This is a genomic window from Nocardioides sp. zg-1308, assembly GCF_013155375.1.
GTDB classification, from domain to species: domain Bacteria; phylum Actinomycetota; class Actinomycetes; order Propionibacteriales; family Nocardioidaceae; genus Nocardioides; species Nocardioides renjunii.
Genome location: NZ_JABJQY010000002.1, coordinates 1,064,103 through 1,081,237, shown reverse-complemented (window position 1 = coordinate 1,081,237; position 17,135 = coordinate 1,064,103). Strand labels below are relative to the sequence as shown.

Annotated in this window: 20 protein-coding genes; 11 read left to right on the top strand and 9 right to left on the bottom strand. The window is 73.4% G+C overall.

All coding sequences use genetic code 11. The features are described 5' to 3' along the window. The first annotated feature begins 60 nt into the window (after positions 1-60). From HN031_RS06980 to HN031_RS06960, 5 genes are read left to right on the top strand one after another with little or no spacing between them, the layout of a single operon-like run. A complete protein-coding gene (locus HN031_RS06980) occupies positions 61-381 on the top strand; it encodes a hypothetical protein (RefSeq protein WP_172268149.1) in 321 nt (106 codons plus the stop codon). After that, positions 378-1,439 (top strand): hypothetical protein, encoded by a 1,062-nt coding sequence (locus HN031_RS06975; RefSeq protein ID WP_172268146.1) that lies wholly within the window; start codon positions 378-380, stop codon positions 1,437-1,439. The genes HN031_RS06980 and HN031_RS06975 overlap by 4 nt, the downstream gene beginning before the upstream one ends. Beyond that, a complete protein-coding gene (locus tag HN031_RS06970) occupies positions 1,436-1,960 on the top strand; it encodes a DUF4919 domain-containing protein (RefSeq protein ID WP_172268143.1) in 525 nt (174 codons plus the stop codon). The genes HN031_RS06975 and HN031_RS06970 overlap by 4 nt, the downstream gene beginning before the upstream one ends. Continuing rightward, positions 1,957-2,997, top strand: coding sequence for a hypothetical protein (locus HN031_RS22245; protein WP_172268140.1), 1,041 nt, complete (start codon positions 1,957-1,959; stop codon positions 2,995-2,997). The genes HN031_RS06970 and HN031_RS22245 overlap by 4 nt, the downstream gene beginning before the upstream one ends. Before the next feature lies 1 nt (position 2,998). Beyond that, the gene (locus tag HN031_RS06960; RefSeq protein WP_172268137.1) at positions 2,999-3,229 is read left to right on the top strand and encodes a hypothetical protein; all 231 of its coding nucleotides are present in this window, start codon (positions 2,999-3,001) and stop codon (positions 3,227-3,229) included. Between the two features lie 3 nt (positions 3,230-3,232). On the opposite strand, the gene HN031_RS06955 is transcribed toward HN031_RS06960, so the two are convergent. After that, positions 3,233-3,448, bottom strand: coding sequence for a hypothetical protein (locus HN031_RS06955; protein WP_172268134.1), 216 nt, complete (start codon positions 3,446-3,448; stop codon positions 3,233-3,235). 107 nt (positions 3,449-3,555) lie between these two features. Here HN031_RS06955 and HN031_RS06950 point away from each other — a divergent pair, with 107 nt between their 5' ends. Then, on the top strand, positions 3,556-3,933 hold the full coding sequence (locus HN031_RS06950; RefSeq protein WP_172268131.1) for a DUF1304 domain-containing protein: 378 nt from the start codon (positions 3,556-3,558) through the stop codon (positions 3,931-3,933). Between the two features lie 141 nt (positions 3,934-4,074). Here HN031_RS06950 and HN031_RS06945 read toward each other — a convergent pair whose 3' ends face one another. From HN031_RS06945 to HN031_RS06925, 5 genes are all read right to left on the bottom strand, one after another. After that, the gene (locus tag HN031_RS06945; RefSeq protein WP_172268128.1) at positions 4,075-5,736 is read right to left on the bottom strand and encodes an FAD-dependent oxidoreductase; all 1,662 of its coding nucleotides are present in this window, start codon (positions 5,734-5,736) and stop codon (positions 4,075-4,077) included. 52 nt (positions 5,737-5,788) lie between these two features. Beyond that, entirely contained in the window at positions 5,789-7,627 is a 1,839-nt protein-coding gene (locus HN031_RS06940; protein WP_172268125.1) for a Na+/H+ antiporter, read from the bottom strand. A 69-nt stretch (positions 7,628-7,696) separates the two neighbouring features. Further along, a complete protein-coding gene (locus tag HN031_RS06935; protein WP_172268122.1) occupies positions 7,697-8,248 on the bottom strand; it encodes a dihydrofolate reductase family protein in 552 nt (183 codons plus the stop codon). Between the two features lie 32 nt (positions 8,249-8,280). Beyond that, positions 8,281-8,769, bottom strand: a complete 489-nt coding sequence (locus tag HN031_RS06930) for an SRPBCC domain-containing protein (protein WP_172268119.1) — start codon at positions 8,767-8,769, stop codon at positions 8,281-8,283. A 3-nt stretch (positions 8,770-8,772) separates the two neighbouring features. After that, a complete protein-coding gene (locus HN031_RS06925) occupies positions 8,773-9,186 on the bottom strand; it encodes a helix-turn-helix transcriptional regulator (protein WP_172268116.1) in 414 nt (137 codons plus the stop codon). Positions 9,187-9,373: 187 nt separating this feature from the next. Between HN031_RS06925 and HN031_RS06920 the strand changes: the two genes are divergently transcribed. After that, positions 9,374-10,342 (top strand): serine/threonine-protein kinase, encoded by a 969-nt coding sequence (locus tag HN031_RS06920; RefSeq protein WP_216652068.1) that lies wholly within the window; start codon positions 9,374-9,376, stop codon positions 10,340-10,342. Here HN031_RS06920 and HN031_RS06915 read toward each other — a convergent pair. Continuing rightward, the gene (locus HN031_RS06915) at positions 10,339-11,070 is read right to left on the bottom strand and encodes an alpha/beta fold hydrolase (RefSeq protein WP_216652067.1); all 732 of its coding nucleotides are present in this window, start codon (positions 11,068-11,070) and stop codon (positions 10,339-10,341) included. The two genes, HN031_RS06920 and HN031_RS06915, sit on opposite strands and share 4 nt — an antisense overlap. A 78-nt stretch (positions 11,071-11,148) precedes the next feature. Here HN031_RS06915 and HN031_RS06910 point away from each other — a divergent pair, with 78 nt between their 5' ends. Then, positions 11,149-12,102, top strand: a complete 954-nt coding sequence (locus tag HN031_RS06910) for a YafY family protein (RefSeq protein WP_172268110.1) — start codon at positions 11,149-11,151, stop codon at positions 12,100-12,102. Here the strand turns inward: HN031_RS06910 and HN031_RS06905 are convergent. Then, positions 12,099-12,731, bottom strand: coding sequence for a hypothetical protein (locus tag HN031_RS06905; RefSeq protein WP_172268107.1), 633 nt, complete (start codon positions 12,729-12,731; stop codon positions 12,099-12,101). The genes HN031_RS06910 and HN031_RS06905 overlap by 4 nt on opposite strands. A gap of 48 nt (positions 12,732-12,779) precedes the next feature. On the opposite strand from HN031_RS06905, the gene HN031_RS06900 reads away from it, so the two are divergent. Next, on the top strand, positions 12,780-12,974 hold the full coding sequence (locus tag HN031_RS06900; RefSeq protein ID WP_172268104.1) for a hypothetical protein: 195 nt from the start codon (positions 12,780-12,782) through the stop codon (positions 12,972-12,974). Between the two features lie 25 nt (positions 12,975-12,999). Here HN031_RS06900 and HN031_RS06895 read toward each other — a convergent pair whose 3' ends face one another. Further along, positions 13,000-13,602 carry a LysE/ArgO family amino acid transporter gene (locus HN031_RS06895; RefSeq protein WP_172268101.1) on the bottom strand — a complete coding sequence of 201 codons (603 nt, stop codon included), beginning with the start codon at positions 13,600-13,602 and terminating at the stop codon, positions 13,000-13,002. A 156-nt stretch (positions 13,603-13,758) separates the two neighbouring features. Between HN031_RS06895 and HN031_RS06890 the strand changes: the two genes are divergently transcribed. Then, positions 13,759-14,556 carry an ABC transporter ATP-binding protein gene (locus HN031_RS06890; protein WP_172268098.1) on the top strand — a complete coding sequence of 266 codons (798 nt, stop codon included), beginning with the start codon at positions 13,759-13,761 and terminating at the stop codon, positions 14,554-14,556. A 2-nt stretch (positions 14,557-14,558) separates the two neighbouring features. Beyond that, positions 14,559-17,102, top strand: a complete 2,544-nt coding sequence (locus tag HN031_RS06885; protein WP_172268095.1) for an ABC transporter permease — start codon at positions 14,559-14,561, stop codon at positions 17,100-17,102. Positions 17,103-17,135: the final 33 nt, after the last annotated feature.

Sequence of the window (17,135 nt, the reverse complement as noted above, 5' to 3'; positions counted from 1 at the left end):
CCGCTCGTCGGGCGACCGCCCCGTCGCGCGCGTTTGGGCCGGTGCCGGACGGGGCATCCGGTGACCATGTCGACCTACGAGCTGGAGCCCGACGAGCTCCGGTCCAGCGCCGCCGAGCTGCGGTCGGCGGCGACCAGCGCCCGTGCGGCCGACGCCTCCGACGCCGTGGCCGGACTCGGGAGTGCGCTCCCCGGGAGCAGCACCGCCTCGGTGCTGCCGCAGTTCGCCCAGGCCTGGGACGACGGCATCGACGACTGGGCCGGTGCCGTCGACGACTTCGCCGAGGGCCTCGACGCAGCGGCCGCCGATGCGGAGGCCGCCGACGCGCGGGCCGCCGCGTTCCAGGCCTGGCTCGAGAAGTGGCTGGGGGACGGGTCGTGAGCATCACGTGGGGCGACCTCAGGTCGTGGCGGGCCGCGGGCGTGACCTCGGCGAGCGACGAGCTGCGACGCGACGTCCTCGCCCTCGAGAAGGCGCGCGACGCGGTGGCCGACGAAGCGGTCCCCGCCGCGTGGACCGGCCTGGCCCGGGCGGCCGCCGTCGCCCGCCAGGCGACCCTCGTCGGGCGGATGACCACGCACATCGAGGGGCTCGCTGACTTCGAGCGGCAGGTCTACGCGCAGGTCGGGCCCGTCACGACCATCGAGCGCGCCGTGGTCGACATCGAGAACGACGCCTCGGCGCAGCAGTTCTCGATCGACTCCTCCGGCACGGTGAGCGACACCTCGCCGCCGCAGACCTTCGACAACCAGTTCGAGCGCCGGGAGCACCAGGAGGGCCGCCGCAGCCAGCGGGATGCCCTCGTCGCCCGCATGACCGCCGTGCTCGACCAGGCCTACGCGGTGGACTCTGCGCTGGTCGCCGCCCGGCCCCAGGGCTCGTTCAGCGACGACGGCCCGGACTACGTCGTGGACCCCGCGGTCGAGCGCGAGTGGGCCACGATGTCCAACGAGGAGCGCCGCCGGGTGATCGAGCACATCGCCGAGGAGCAGGCCCGCGAGGCGGGCGTCGACGACTTCGAGGTGCGGGTCGAGGACCTCGAGGACGAGGACGGCGACGGCACGGACGACGACCCCAGCACCGACTCCCGGGGCAGCTGGAGCGAGGACGACCGGGTGCTGCGCATCGACGAGGGCAACCTCGACGACCCGACCATCATCGCCACGGTGGCGCACGAGGTCCGCCATGCCGAGCAGCACAAGGCGATCGACGACCTGCCGTGGTGGCCGTGGGAGGACTTCGACGGCCCGCCGGGGGTCAGCCAGGAGGAGGTCGAGGCGTGGGAGGAGAACTTCGACGACTACAAGACCTCCGACGACGACGGCTTCGACGCGTATCGTGACCAGCCCGTCGAGCGCGACGCGCGCGAGGCCGGTGGGGACTACCTCGACGACCTAGACGCCGACGACCTCGAGCGGATCCGGGAGGAGGCACGATGACCGCCCACGCGACCGAGCCGTCCCTCGGCGACCTCGCCGCCACCTGGGCCGCGACCCGGGCACCCGCCGACCTGAGGGCGCTGCGCGACGCCGTACGCGCCTCGCCCGGCTTCGACGTCGGGCTCGACGTGGTCGCAGCGGTGTCGCCCGCCCTAGCCCGGGGCGCCCACGGCGAGGCCGCCTCGGTCGTCGCGGCACTGATGCCGGGAGCCTTCTTCTCGCCGTCGGCGCACGCAGCGCTGGCCGCGGCCCACGCCGGGATGGGCGATGCCGCGCGGGCGACGACGGAGCGCCGGCTGCAGGCGCTCGCGCTGGAGTCGATCCGCAGCACCGGTGACGGCACCCGCGAGCGGCCGTGGACCGTGATCCGCATCAGCGACGAGTACGACGTCCTGCGCGCCGCGCGCCGCACCTCGCGCGAGCAGGCGCTGCTGACCGTCGACGGCAGGTCCCTCGACCGGCACCTGTGCGACGACGGCAGCGAGGCGTGGTTCGAGGTCGGCCGGCTGGTGCGCGCGTGAGGCTCCGGCGCGCCCGCCTCGCGTCCGCCGCCGTGCTCCTGGTGCTGGCCGGCTGCTCGTCCTCCCAGGACGGACGCGACGAGGGCAGCGCCGGCGGCGGCGGCGGGCAAGGCGCGGAGCAGGGCGACCTGGTGGAGGTGCCCGGCGTCCTCCTCGACGGGGACGCGGCCGCCCTCAGCCCCGACGGGGCACGGCTCGCGGTCACGTGCGACGGGCGGCTGTGCGTGTGGTCGACCGCCGACGGCTCGCTGCAGGAGCAGTGGGACGGCGGAGCGGTCGTCGCCTGGGGTGCCGCGGACCGGGTGGCCACGGACCGCGTCGAGGACGGGTCCGTCGACGTCGTCGTCCTCGACCCGACGACCGGCAGAGAGGTCGCCGCCGCCGAGGCCCACCGGGCCGAGGACGTGCAGGACGGCACCGGCGGCGGGCTGCGCGACCTGGCGTTCGCCCCCGACGGCTCGACCCTGGCCGGGGTCGGCGGCGACGGTGTCGTCCGGCTGTGGCCCGCTGACCTCGCGGACGTCGTCGAGGTCACCGGCACCGGCGACGGCGTCGCGGTGGCCTTCTCACCCGACGGCGAGCGTGTCGCGGTGGCGTCCTCCGACGCGGCGGTGTCCGTGCACGACGCCGCGACCGGCGAGCCGGTCGGCTCCCTCGCGGGACCGGCCCAGGGCGACGTCGCCTGGAGCGACGACGGCGCGTCGATCGCCACCGCCTCCTTCGCGCTCGACGACGCGGCGGCGACGACCGTCTGGGACGCCGACTCCTACGACGAGGTGGCGACGCTTCCCCGCGCCGGCCACCACCTCGCCTTCACGCCCGGCTCCGACGCGCTGGTGCTGAGCGCCAAGGACCAGCTCGACGTCGTGCGGTGGGACTGGGCCGGCGACGACGTACGCACCTTCGCCGGGGCCACCGACCCGCCGCGCGCCGTTGTGGCGTCCGCCGACCGCGTCTACGCCGTCAGCCCGCGCGACGGGGTGCTGGCCTGGGACGGGGACGGCGGCGAGCCCACCGTCTTCGAGCCCGCGGAGTGACGTGCCGGCACCCGAGGGCTTCGCCTACGACGTCCGCGGCGACGAGGTCGTGATCAGCCACCACGGCCGGCGCGCGACCGTGCTGCGAGGCCGGGCGGCGGCGCGCTTCCTCGCCGACGTCGAGGACGGCGACGGCGACACGGACCAGGAGCTGATGGCGCGCGTCACCGGCAACTACCGGCGGGGCAACGAGCGGACGGCGAAGGACCACCCCCGCAACAGCGGCCGCTGAGCGCTACTCCGACGGCTCCGGGACGTCGACGTCGACGTCGGCGCAGGACACCTTGGGGTTGAGCCCGGTGTAGTTGAGCGGACCCGCGACGATGTTGAGCGCGATGTCGCTGGCCTCCGAGCAGTTGGTCCGCGTGTCATCGAAGTAGCCGCGCTGGTAGGCGGCGAAGGCGCCGATGACGAGCCAGATCACGATCAGGATGCCGATCAGTCGTCCCACGGGGACCTCCTCGGGTCAGCCGGCCGGGTGGCCGTCGGTGGAGTATCCGCTCGCCGGGCCCGCCCGTGCCACCCACCCAGGGGTGCCGGTGGCCCTAGGGTCGGCCCATGCAGATCATCGCGGTGGTGCTCGCGGCAGGCGCCGCCCTGCTCCACGTCTACATCTGGGTGCTCGAGTCGTTCCGGTGGACCGAGCCGGCGACGCGCCGCACCTTCGGGGTCTCCGAGGCCGACGCACCGGTGCTGGCGCCGATGGCCTACAACCAGGGGTTCTACAACCTCTTCCTGGCGGTCATCACGCTGGTCGGCCTGGCGCTGATGGGGTCGGAGCACGGCACGGGGACCGCCCTCGCGCTCGCCGGCACCGGGTCGATGCTCGCCGCCGCACTGGTGCTCGTCACCCACGACCGCTCCATGCTCCGCGCCGCGCTCACCCAGGGGACGCTGCCGGCGCTGGCCGTGCTGTTCCTGCTGCTGCAGCTCTGAGGCACGTCGGCCGGCGGCACCCGTCGTACGTCATGGGCGTCGGCCGCTCGGGCAGCTGCCCGCCATGACGTCGCCTCCGTACGTCATGGGCGTCGGTCGCGCGGACAGCCGCCTGCCATGACGTCCGCGCCGGGGCGAGGCCTACTGGCCCAGCCAGGCGTGGACCGACGACACCACCGAGGCGCCCTCGCCCGTCGCCGAGGCGACGCGCTTCATCGAGCCCGCGCGGATGTCGCCGCCGGCGTAGATGCCGGGCACCGTCGTGGCGAGGTCCTCCGGTGGCACGTCCTCGACCCACTGCTCGGAGGGGATGTCGCGCCCGGTGAGCACGAACCCGCGCTCGTCGCGCAGCACGACGTCGGGCAGCCAGCCGCACTCCGGGGCGGCCCCCAGCAGCAGGAACAGCCCGCGCGCCTCGACGCGCTCGTGCTCGCCGGTGGTGACGTCCTCCACGTCGAGCCACGCCAGCTGGCCGACGTCGTCGGGACCACCGTCGACGACGCGTGAGGACCCGCGCACCGTGATGCGCGGGTTCCACTCGATCTCGTCGATGAGGTACGACGACATGGTGGCCGTCAGGTCGGGTCGGCGCACCACGATCGTGACGCTGCTGGCGAAGCGAGCGGCGTGGATGGCGGCCTGCCCGGCGGAGTTGCCGCCGCCGACGACCACGACGTGGTCACCGGCGAGCTCGCGAGCAGCCGCCATCGCGGCGCCGTAGTAGACGCCGCGACCGACGAGCTCCTCGAGGGAGTCGACGCCGAGCCGGCGGTAGTTCACGCCGGTGGCCACGAGCACCGCCCGGGCGTGGACGTCGCCGCCGTCGGTGTGGACGACGTGGGGCCCGCCGTCGACCGCCGGGGTGAGCCCGGTGGCCGGCCACCCGGTGAAGAACCGGGTGCCGAAGCGCAGCGCCTGCCCGCGGGCCCGCTGGGCGAGCCGCATGCCGGAGATGCCGCGCGGGAAGCCGAGGTAGTTGCGGATCATGGAGCTGGTGCCGGCCTGCCCGCCGATGGCCTCGGCCTCCAGGCAGATCGTGGAGAGGCCCTCGCTGGAGGCGTACACGCTCGCGGCGAGCCCGGCGGGACCGGCGCCGACCACCACCAGGTCGACCACCTCGTCGACCTCGATGTCGTCGGGACGGCCGTAGAGCTGGTTGGCCAGCGCCCGCACGCTCGGGCAGTGCCCGCACCAGCCGACCATCGAGGAGACGACGGGCCAGCGGCCCTCGTCCTCGGGGCACTGCTCCAGCACCGCGCGGCCGATCTCGCTGTCGGGGTGGTGCACGCCGGCGGGCATCCCCACCCGGCCGAGGTAGTCGAGCAGCTCGCGGGTGAGCGCGTCCTTCTCGGGGGTGATGATGCGGACGCTCTCGATGACGGGCGCCGCGACGGTGGCGTTCCACTCGTTGAGGAGCTCGCCGACCGCGCCGTGGAACTCCTCGTCGCGCGGGCCCTGCGGCATCAGCAGCAGCGCGTCGACCTTGCCGGCGGCGACCGCGTGGCGGAAGGTGCGGTTGTCGTCGCGGAACCGGCTCACGTGGGTCACGATCAGCCGCCGCGCGGTCGGGACGACCTTGCGGGTGCCCCCGATGAGGGCGTAGAGCCGGTCCTGGTCGTGGTCGGTGTCGACGACGAACAGCGCCACCTGCTTGCCGGAGCCGGTCAGCTCCTTGGCGGTCGCCGTGGCCGCGACCTCGTCACCGACGACGCGGACGTCGTACTCCCGGTCGTAGCGGCCGAAGGCCTCGGCCAGCACGTCCGCGTGGTGGGCCGAGGCGATGACGATCGCGGGCGTTCCCATGCGCGAAGCGTAGTGGGGCGGTGCCAACCCGGGAGGGGGGTCCGGCAGCCGGTCAGCCGGTCAGGTTGTGGACGTAGCACCAGCGCCACGACTCGTCGGGCTGGGCCGACTGGACCACCGGGTGCAGCGTCTCGTGGAAGTGCGCGGTGGCGTGCTTGCCCACCGAGGAGTCGCAGCAGCCGACGTGGTCGCACTCCAGGCACTGGCGCAGCGAGACCCAGCGGGTGCCGTCGGCCAGGCACTCCTCGCAGCCCGGGTCGGGCGCCGTCTCCACGACCGGGTGCTCGACGAGGTCGTCGCACTGCCGCCCGCCGGTGAAGGCGAGGCTGCCGGTGCGTACGCCGGCGCGGGCGTCGCTGCCGGCGTCGAGCATCGACTCCTCGATGTCGAGCATGCCGAGCACCTGGCTCACCACCTCCGACGGCACCTTGCCGTTGCTGCGGACCTTGAGCACCTTGGCCCGCTCGGCCTCGATCATCTCCCCGCGGATGCGGGCGTAGAGCTCCGACGGCGTCTCCTCGTCGACGGTCGTGGCCAGCTGCTCCCACGCCGCGAAGGTGCGCTGGTCGAGCCGCGACCGGATCGTCGCGGCCACGCCGTGGTGGTCCTCGTAGTCGAGCTCCTCGAGACGCCCGAACCCCGCGTCGGCGGCCTGCTGCAGCAGGGTGGCGCGGGCCAGCGCGTCCTCGGCGGGGTCGGGTGCGGGTACGCCGAGGAGCCGGGTGAGCAGGGGCAGGGTCAGCCCCTGGATGAGCAGCGTGCCCGCCACGACCGTGAACGCGATCAGGAGCAGCACCTCACGGTGGGGTGCGTCCTCGGGGATGATGAAGGCGGCCGCCAGGGTCACGACGCCGCGCATGCCGGCCCACCCGATGAGGAAGGTCCAGCTCGGCGGGAGGGGGTCGTGGCGGCGCAGCAGCCAGGTCGTGTGCATGTAGGCGAGGCGGACGACCACGACGGTGACGAGGGTGGCCGCGCAGACCAGCGCGATGCGCCCGGTCGGCAGGGTCGACTCGCTCACGTCCTCGAGGATCCAGTCGAGCTGGAGGCCGATGAGGAGGAAGACGGTGTTCTCCAGGACGAAGGCGACGGTGCGCCAAGTGATCCGCTCGGTGATCCGTGACTGCGCCGTCTGGATGATCGGCGCCTTGTGGCCCAGCAGCAGGCCGGCGACCACCACGGAGATGACGCCGGACGCGTGCAGCTCCTCGGCCGCGACGAAGGCCGCGAAGGGCGTGAGGAACGAGATGGCGGTGTCCATCAGCGGGTCGGTGATCCGCTTGCGCAGCCACGCCACGAGGAGGAAGACGCCGATGCCGATCAGCAGCCCGCCACCGGCCGCCCGGACGAAGTCGACGCCGACCTCCGCCAGCGCGACCCCGCCCGCGAGCGCGGCGACGGCGGTGCGGAGGGCGACGAGTGCAGTGGCGTCGTTGAACAGCGACTCGCCCTCGAGGATCGTCACCACCCGGCGCGGCAGCCCGATCCTGCGGGCGACGGCCGTGGCGGCCACCGCGTCCGGCGGGGCGACGACCGCGCCGATCGCGATCGCGGCGGCCCAGCCCACGCCGGGCACCAGCCACTGCACGACCGCTCCGACGGCCGCGGTGGTGACCACGATCAGCAGGACCGACAACCTCAGGATGGTCCCGCGGTTGGCGTTGAAGTCGACGAGCGAGGTCTGGATGGCCGCCGAGTAGAGCAGCGGCGGGAGGAGTCCGAGCAGGACCACCTCGGACTCGAGGTGGATCGTCGGCACGATCGGCACGTACGACGCCGCGGCGCCGACCACGATCAGCAGCAGCGGCGCGGGGACGTGGAGGCGGTCGCTGACGGCGGCGCCGGCCAGGACGACAGCGGCCATCGACACGAGGAGCAGGGCGAGTTCCACAGCTCGAGTCTGGCAGAGGAACGCAGCGGTCCCCGCCGGTCTCGACCGGCGGGGACCGCGTGCATCAGGTCAGCGCACCACGTCGTAGCGCTGGAGGGTCACGCCGTTGCCGTAGGCCGCGTGCTCGACCAGGGCGAGCCGGGTCTTGTCGCCCTCGGCGAAGAGCCTCTTGCCGCTGCCGAGCAGGACCGGGAACACGAGCAGGTGGTAGCGGTCCACCAGGCCGGCGGCGGCCAGGCCCTGGGCGAGGCGCGCGCTGGCGTGCACGTGGATCTCGCCGCCGTCGGTCTGCTTGAGCTCGGCCACCTCGTCGAGCGAGCGCAGCACCGAGGTGTTGTTCCACTCGGGGTCCTGCAGCGTGCTCGAGACGACGTACTTGGGCATCGCGTTGTAGGTGGCGAACTCCTCCATCGACGGCCAGACCGGGGCGAACTCGTCGTAGGACTGCCGGCCCAGGAGGAGGGCGGTGGCGGCCTCGGTCTCGCGGCCCTTGATCTCGTAGGCCGCCTCGTCGAACTCGACGTCCTCGAACGTCCAGCCCGCGTGCGGGTGGTCCCCGCCGCCGGGGGAGTCGATGATGCCGTCGAGGGTGATGAACTCGGTGACGACGATGGGGCGCATGCGTGGTCCTCTCGTGGTGGGGTGGATCGCCGTCAGGAGGCGAGCAGGTCGTCGATCTGGTTGATGGCGAGCGTCGAGCCCTCGACGGCGCCCATGTCGAGCACCTTCTGCAGGGACTCCGCGTCGGCGTAGGTGGCCACGAAGGTGGCCCGGGTGCCGGCGTCGGTCCCGGTGAACCGGAAGACCTGCGACGACTCGGGCATCTCCTCGTTGGGGGTGAAGGTCTCGTCGAGGGCGAAGCCGTCGGTGAAGGTGAAGCCCGTCGGGGCGCTGACGCTCTCGACGTTCCAGTAGGCGTAGTACTTCTCGCCCTCGGGGCTGGTCATGTAGTAGGTCGTGCGGCTGCCCGGGGCCAGCTCGTGGTCGACGAACGTGGCGGGGTAGCCGGGGGGACCCCAGACGCGCTCCAGCTGGCGCGCGTCGGCGTAGACGTCCCAGACCCGCTCCACGGGCGCTGCGAAGTCGGCGGTGATGGTCAGGGTGCGGGCGTCGAGGTCGTGCTGGACGTCGGTGACAGGCATGGCTCAATCCGTTCGGTGGGTGGGGTGGGTGGGCTGGTTGTGCGGGTCTGGCTGGTTGTCCGACTGGTTGTCGGGCTGGAGCGCGCCAGCGAGGAGCTCGTCCATGCGGGAGATGCGGCCGCGCCAGAGGGACTCCAGCTCGGTGAGCAGGGCGCCCACCGACCGGACCGCCTCCAGGTCGCCGCTGGCCAGGGCCTCGCGACCCTGCCGACGCTTGGTGAGCAGGCCGGCCCGCTCCAGCACGGCGACGTGCTTCTGGACGGCCGCAAAGCTCATGTCGTAGCCCTGCGCCAGCGCCGAGACGGAGTGCTCCCCGGCCAGCACGCGGCGCAGGATGTCGCGCCGGGTGCGGTCGGCGAGCGCGTGGAACCAGGCGTCGGCCCGGTCCTCCTGCTCGTCGCGCTCCCTCTCGGTCATGGGACTAACGTACAACCGAACGGTTGTACGTTGTCAAGGGGTCGGCGCGAGGAAGTTCCCAGGGGTGGGGCGGGCGCATGGAGAGCGGGCTCGCGGGGAACGGCTGCCCGCGTGTCGTGCGTCCCGGACCCGGGCCGCACCGGCGCAGACATCGGCGAGAGAGCGGGGCAGGCAGGTGCACAGACTCGTGGCAGGGCTCCGTCTCGGCGGGCGCTACGTCCTGCGGGAGCGCATCGCCTCCGGTGGCATGGCCGACGTCTGGAGCGCCCTCGACGGCGTGCTGCAGCGGGTCGTCGCGGTCAAGGTCATGCGCGCCGACCCCGACAACGAGGAGGTGTTCGCCGAGCGATTCCGCGACGAGGCGCGGCACTCCGCCGCGCTGCTGCACCCGAACATCACCACGGTGTTCGACTACGGCGAGGACGACCACCTGTCCTACCTCGTGATGGAGCTGGCGGTGGGGCTCCCCCTGTCAGCGGTCATCCGCGACCAGGGCGCCCTCGGGCCCGCGACGGTGCGCTCCGTGCTGGCGCAGGGAGCGCTCGCCCTCGGCACCGCCCACGAGGCCGGGGTGGTCCACCGCGACGTCAAGCCGGCCAACATCCTGGTGCGCCAGGACGGCGTGGTGAAGCTGACCGACTTCGGCATCGCCCGTGCCGTGGACGCGATCGGCCACACCCGCGTCGGCGAGATGCTGGGCACGCCCAACTACCTCAGCCCCGAGCAGGCGGTCGGCGGCCGCGCGACGGGCGCCAGCGACCTCTACGCCCTGGGCGTGGTGGCCCACGAGATGCTCACCGGCACCCGGCCCTTCGACCGGGGCACGCCGATCGCCACGGCCATGTCGCACGTGCACGAGCCACCACCGCCGCTGGGCACCGAGGTGCCAGGAGACCTGCGCGAGGTCGTCGCGACGCTGCTCGAGAAGGACCCCGCCCGGCGTCCGGCCAACGCCCACGCCGTCGCGGCGATGCTCGGCGTCGAGACCAGCGAGCTGGCCGGGCTCCACGTCGGCCGGGCGGCCGGTGTGGCGTCGGGTCTGGCGTCAGGTGTGGCGCCGGGAGTCGCGTCGGACGGGCCGACCGGCCCCCTCGCGGAGCCTGCCCCGACCGGGCCGGCTGCGGTCGAGGAGCTGCTGGACCCCCGGCTCGACTAGCGCACGGAGGTCCGGGCCGACGCGTCGGCGGACCGGCGGGTCGCCTGGTCGAGCAGCGCGGCGAGCGCCGCCGGCTGGGTCCACATCGGCCAGTGCCCCGAGTCGAGGTCGACCAGCTCGAGCGCCGTGGCGTCCGCGAGCTCCGGCACGTCGCCCGACGCGATCCACTCGCGGGCCTGCTCCGGCCCGAACTCCGGGCACACGAGCGTGAGCGGGACGTCGTGGCGCCGCTCGTCGCTCCAGCGCACGACGCCCGTGGTGACGCCGACCGGCACCGGGTGCGCCCCGGCGGCCACCGCCGCCTTGAGCTCGGGCGACATGTCGTCGGAGTCCGGACCGGCGAAGGTCTCCCAGCCCGGGAAGGCGACGGCGTCGCCGTCGGTCTGGAAGAAGTCGGCGTAGGCCTGGCCGTTGGTGGTCGGGAACCCGCCGATCAGCACGACCCCCGTCACGGCGTCGGGCCGGCGGTCCGCCGCCACCCACGCCAGCGTGCTCGCGGCCGAGTGACCGACCACGAGCGGGGCGCCCTCGGCCGCGTCGACTGCCGCGACCACGGCCGCCGCCTGGTCGTCGTACGACGCCGAGGTGGCGCCGTCGCCCTGACCGGGCAGCGTCACGGGGATGCCGCGGTGGCCGAGCGCCTCGAGCTCGGGGAGCACGTCGTCCCAGGCGGTCCCGTCGAGCCAGAGCCCGGCGATCAGCACGATGTCCATCAGCTTCTCCTTCATCGGTGTGTCGACCCTCGTCGTCCACGCTAGGACCGGTTCCGGACGCTCCACGTCCGGAACTCCTGCCAAGATCGGTGGATGAGCGAGATCAGCCCCACCGCCCGGGCCCTGCGGGCCCTCGACGTGCTGCAGGGACGCCCCGGGATCACCGCCGCCGAGCTGGCCCAGCGGCTCGGTGTCACCGAGCGCGCCGCTCGGCGCTACGTCGCGATCCTGCGCGAGGCCGACATCCCGGTGGAGTCCACCCGCGGGCCCTACGGTGGCTACACCCTCGGGCGCGGGCTGCGGCTGCCGCCGCTCGTCTTCTCGGCCACCGAGGCGCTCGGGCTGGTGATGGCGGCGCTGGACTCCCAGCACGCGGCGGCCGACCCCGACGACCCGGTCGGCTCGGCTCTCGGCAAGATCCTCCGCGTCCTGCCGACCAACGTGGCCCGGCAGGCGGTCATGCTCCGCGAGACCGCCCGGTCGGTGCCCGAGAGGGTGCCGGCCAAGCCCGACCCCGGGGTGACCACCGAGCTCGTCGCCGCGGTGGCCGCCCAGCGCCAGGTGCGGCTGGGCTACCGCACGGCGGCGGGCAACCCGCGCACGTTCGAGGTCGACCCGTGGTCGGTGGTGGTGCGCTACGGCCGGTGGTACCTGCTGTGCCACTCCCACCACGCCGCGGCCCTGCGCACGTTCCGCATCGACCGGATCACCGAGGTCGAGGTGCTCGAGGGCACCTTCGAGGTGCCGGCCGACCTCGACCCCGCCGCCGAGCTCGAGGCCAACCTCAGCAAGGGGTGGGAGCACGAGACGCACGTGGTGTTCCACGCGCCCTTCGAGGAGGTGCGACCGTGGATCCGGCCCACGACCGGCGACCTGCGGGCGCTCCCGGACGGGCGGTGCGAGCTCGTCGGCAGCACCAGCAACCCCGAGGCCTACGCCGGGGAGTGGCTGGCCGGCATCCCGTTCGACCTCACCGTCGTCGGCGGCGAGGAGCTGCGGGCCGCGGTCGGGGTCGTCGCCGCGAGGCTGGCGCGGTCGGTGCCCTAGCGCGTGACGGCGACCTCCTGGCCGAGGGTCCAGCCGGGGGAGATGGGCAGGTAGTCGCCGCTCCAGAACGTGCCGGGGTCGTACCAGGTGGCCCGGCGGTCGTCGCGCAGGACGCCCATCTCGATGTAGCAGGACGCCACGACCTCGGCGCAGAACGCCGCCTCCGGCGTGACCCGCCGGACGCGGTGGCGCCGGGGGACGTAGGCGTCGCGGCCCCGCAGCCAGCGCGCGCCGAGACGGGTCAGGCTCGGGAAGGACACGCCGTCGAGGCGCGCGATGGTCCGGAGCATCCCGTCCTCCTCGTCGCGGCCGATCTCCGGCGCGAGCTGGCGCAGCCACGCGTCCTGGCCGTACTCGTCCTGCCACCGCCCGACCGCCTCGCGCAGGTCGTGCAGCTGGACGCCGCGGTGGTGCGCACCGGTCCACATGTCGACCTGCTTGCGGCCCAGCTCGGCGTGGAAGATGAGGGGCGGGAGGTCGTCGACGACGACCGCCATCCCGACGTGGTTGACCGGGGAGTTCGTCACCGCGCGGATGGCCCGGTCGGGGGCCCGGCGGCCGCGGAACAACCAGATGTCGCCGCTGCGGGTCAGGTCGACCGCCTGGTCGAGGGTCAGGGCCGGTGCCATGCGCGGCAGTCTGCCGGATCACCGACGGTGGTGCCCTAGGCTCGCGGCATGCGCGCGTGGAAGTGGCTCGGCCTCGCCGGCGTCCTCGCCGGTGTCGCCACCGGGGCGGCCGTCGCCCGCGACGAGCGCGTACGCCGCCACTACGACGCCGACGAGATCCGCGAGCGGCTGCACGCCCGCCACGACGAGGCCGTCTCCCGCGCCTGGGACAGCGAGCCCGAGGACACCCGCCCCGGCGACTGACCGCCCCCGGCGGGCCGTACGCCGCTCAGGCGCCCAGGGCCAGGCGCAGCGCGATCCCGAACATCACCAGGCCGATGACCACGTCGAGCACCTGCCAGGCCCGCGGGTCCGCGAGCCGCGGCGCGGCCAGCCGCGCGCCGTACCCGAGCCCGGCGAACCACAGGACGCTCGCCACGCACGCGCCCAGGGCGAACCACCACCGCCCCGGCTCGCCGTGCGTCCCCGCGATCGAGCCGAGCAGCAGGACGGTGTCGAGGTAGACGTGCGGGTTGAGCCAGGTCAGCGCGACGGCCCGGGCCAGCACGCCGGCGCGGCGCTCGACGACCGCGTCGCCGGCGGCGAGCGACTGCGGGCGCCGGGCACGCAGCAGGGACCCGACGCCGTAGACGACGAGGAAGGCCACGCCGAGCCAGCGGATCGCCTCCACGGCCCACGGCGCGCGGTCCACCACGACGCCGATGCCGGCGACCCCGGCGACGATCAGCACCACGTCGGACAACGCGCACACCGCGACGACGAGGCCCAGGTGGCTGCGGCGCAGGCCCTGCCGAAGCACGAAGGCGTTCTGCGCGCCGATTGCCACGATCAGGGACAGGCCCGTCAGCAGGCCGGCGACGAGGTCTCCCACGCGCCCAACCTAGGGGTGCCGACGACGCGCGCACGCCCCACCCACCCCCGGCCCCACCCGCGTTCCCACCCCCTGGCCACCCCTGACACATGTCAGGGTCGCCTGCGGGTCTTATCCCATGGCCCGCCTGTCGCGACCCCTGCCAGACTTCGAGCCATGACTGAGAATTCCGCGGGGGAGGCGACGCAGGGCGTCGCGGCGAGTGCGCAGGACCTGATCAAGGTCTACGGGTCGGAGGAGGCGCAGGTCCGCGCCCTCGACGGAGTGACCGTCGACCTGATGACGGGGGAGTTCACCGCCATCATGGGGCCGTCGGGGTCCGGCAAGTCCACGCTCATGCACTGCCTGGCAGCACTGGACACCCCGACCTCGGGGGAGGCGATCGTCGACGGCACGCCGCTGAGCAGGCTCAAGGACAAGGCGCTGACCAATCTGCGCCGCGACCGGATCGGGTTCGTCTTCCAGGCGTTCAACCTGGTCCCGACGCTCACGGCCAAGGAGAACATCCTGCTCCCGCTCGACCTGGCGGGGAAGAAGGCCGACCCCGCGTGGTTCGACGCGGTCATCGACGCCATCGGCCTGCGCCCGCGGCTCGGCCACCGCCCGAGCGAGATGTCGGGCGGGCAGCAGCAGCGCGTCGCCTGCGCCCGCGCGCTGGTGAGCCGGCCCTCGATCGTCTTCGCCGACGAGCCCACCGGCAACCTCGACTCGACCAGCTCGGCCGAGGTGCTGGGCTTCCTGCGCCGCAGCGTCGACGAGTTCGGCCAGACGGTCGTGATGGTGACGCACGACCCCGTCGCGGCGTCGTACACCGACCGCGTCCTCTTCCTCGCCGACGGCAAGATCGTCGACGAGCTGCGCCGCCCCGACCGCGACGCGATCCTCGAGCGCATGGGCCGGCTCCACGACGCCGCCAAGGCGGCCGAGCGCCGGCTCGACGAGAAGGCGGGCTGACGATGTTCCGCCTCACCTGGCGCAACCTGGTGGCCCGCAAGGTCCGCCTCATCATGAGCACCCTGGCCATCGTGCTCGGCATCGGCTTCCTCGGCGGGGTGCTCACCTTCAGCCACGGCCTCGGCGCGACCTTCGACAACATCATCGAGGGCTCCACCTCCGACGCCGTCGTCCGCACCGAGGGCGAGGTGTCCTTCCAGGCCTCCGGCGCCGGCACCACCCGGCTGGTCCAGCCCGACGTCGTCGACCGGCTGGGGGAGCTCCCCGAGGTCGCCGCCGCCGACGGCTCCGTCGACGGCGTCGGCGCCTACCTGCTCGGCGAGGACGGCAAGCTGGTCGGCGGGACCGGTGCCCCCACGCTGGCGTTCAACTACTTCGACGGGGTCAACGTCAACGGCGACCCGATCCTCATCCTGGAGTCCGGCGCGTGGCCCGAGTCACCGGGCGAGATCAACCTCGACGCGTCCTCGGCCGAGCGCGGCGGCTACGCGATCGGCGACCAGGTCACGCTCCTCCTCCCGACCGGTGACCTGCGCCAGGAGTTCGAGCTGGTCGGCACCTCCAACTTCAACGGCGGCGGCACCGCCGGTGCCACCATCGCGCTGCTCGAGACCAGCGAGGCGCAGGAGGTGTTCCTCGACGGGGAGGACGCCTACACGACCGTGTCGCTCACGGCGGCCGAGGGCGTCAGCCAGACCGAGCTCGCCGACGCGGCGAAGGCGGTGCTGCCCGACGGCTTCACCGCGGTGACCGGCCAGAAGGTGATCGACGAGTCGGACGAGCAGATCGGCCAGTTCATCGACGTCATCGGCTACTTCCTCATCGCGTTCGCGGTGATCGCGATCGTGGTCGGCGCCTTCATCATCTTCAACACCTTCTCGATCCTGGTCTCGCAGCGGGTGCGCGAGTCGGCGCTCCTGCGCGCCCTCGGCGCCAGCCGCAAGCAGGTCACCCGGTCGGTGCTCATCGAGGCGTTCCTCATGGCGCTGCTGGGCTCCACGCTCGGGCTGCTGCTCGGCCTCGGGCTCGCCCGCGGGCTGGCGGCGATCTTCCGCTCCCAGGGCCTCGACATCGCCAGCGACGTCCTGGTGCTGACGCCCTCGACCGTCATCGCGGCCTACGTCGTGGGCATCGCGGTGACCATGGTGGCGGCCTTCGTGCCGGCCCGGCGTGCCGCCAAGGTGCCGCCCGTGGCCGCGCTGCGCGACGACCTCGTGGTGCAGGAGAAGGCGCTCGGACGCCGCCGCATCGTCCTGGGCAGCCTGGCGCTGCTCGTCGGTGCCGCCCTGATCGGCGCCGGCCTCGTCGGTGCGCCGGGTGCCGACGCGGGCTGGATCGGCGCCGGCTCGGTCATCTGGGTGATCACCGTCGCGGTGATGGCCCCGGTGCTGGGCCACCCCGTGCTGCTGGCGTGCCGCGCGGTGTTCGGCAGGCTCTTCGGCACCGCGGGCAAGCTCGCCGGGGAGAACGCGCTGCGCAACCCGCGGCGTACGGGTGCCACCGCGTCCGCCCTGATGATCGGCCTCGCCGTGGTGTCGGCGGTGGGCGTGCTGGCCTCGTCGCTGAGCGCCACCAACGACGAGCTGGTCGACCGCGAGTTCCGCAGCGACTTCCTCGTGCAGTCGCCGAGCTTCCAGGGCTTCCCCACCAGGATCGGCGACGACATGGCGGAGGTCGACGGCGTCGAGGTCGTCTCCCGGATGCAGGGCTCGGTCGCGTTGGTCAAGGACGACCAGAGCTTCGTGATGGGCGTGGACGAGGCGTTCGCGGAGATCTACGAGCTCGACATGCGCGACGGCACGCAGCAGATGACCGGCGACCAGACGATCCTCAGCGAGAGCTCGGCCGGCGACCTCGACGCCGAGGTCGGCACCTCGCTGCCGCTCGCCTTCCCCGGCGGGGAGGAGGTCGAGCTCGAGGTGGTCGGCATCTTCGAGGACACCCCGATCACCAACGGGGTGACGCTGCCGATCGGCGTCCTGGAGGACGCCGGGCTGCGCCGCAACGACAGCATGCTGAGCATCAACGTCAGCGAGGGCGCCGACGTCGAGGAGGTCCACGACGCCCTGGACGCGGTGGTCGAGGACACCCCGATCGTCACCGTCCAGGACAAGGAGGGCTTCGCCGACCTCATCAAGCAGCAGGTCAACCAGCTGCTGTTCATGATCTACGGCCTGCTCGCCCTCGCGGTGATCATCGCGGTCATCGGCATCGTCAACACGCTCGGCCTCAGCGTCATCGAGCGCACCCGCGAGGTGGGGCTGCTGCGCGCGGTCGGCCTGTCCCGCCGACGCCTGCGGACGATGATCACCCTCGAGTCGATCGCCATCGCCGTCCTCGGCGCCGTGCTCGGGCTGGTCGTCGGCCTGCTGGTGGGCGTCGCGCTGCGCGAGTCGCTCAAGGAGGACCTGACGGTGCTGTCCCTGCCGCTCGGCTCGCTGGTGGTGTTCCTCGTGATCGCCGTCGTCTTCGGTGTGCTCGCCGCCATCGTCCCGGCGGTCCGCGCGTCACGGATGAAGGTGCTCGACGCCATCGCCACGGAGTGACCACCGGGCCCGTGGCCTGACAGGGAACGGCTC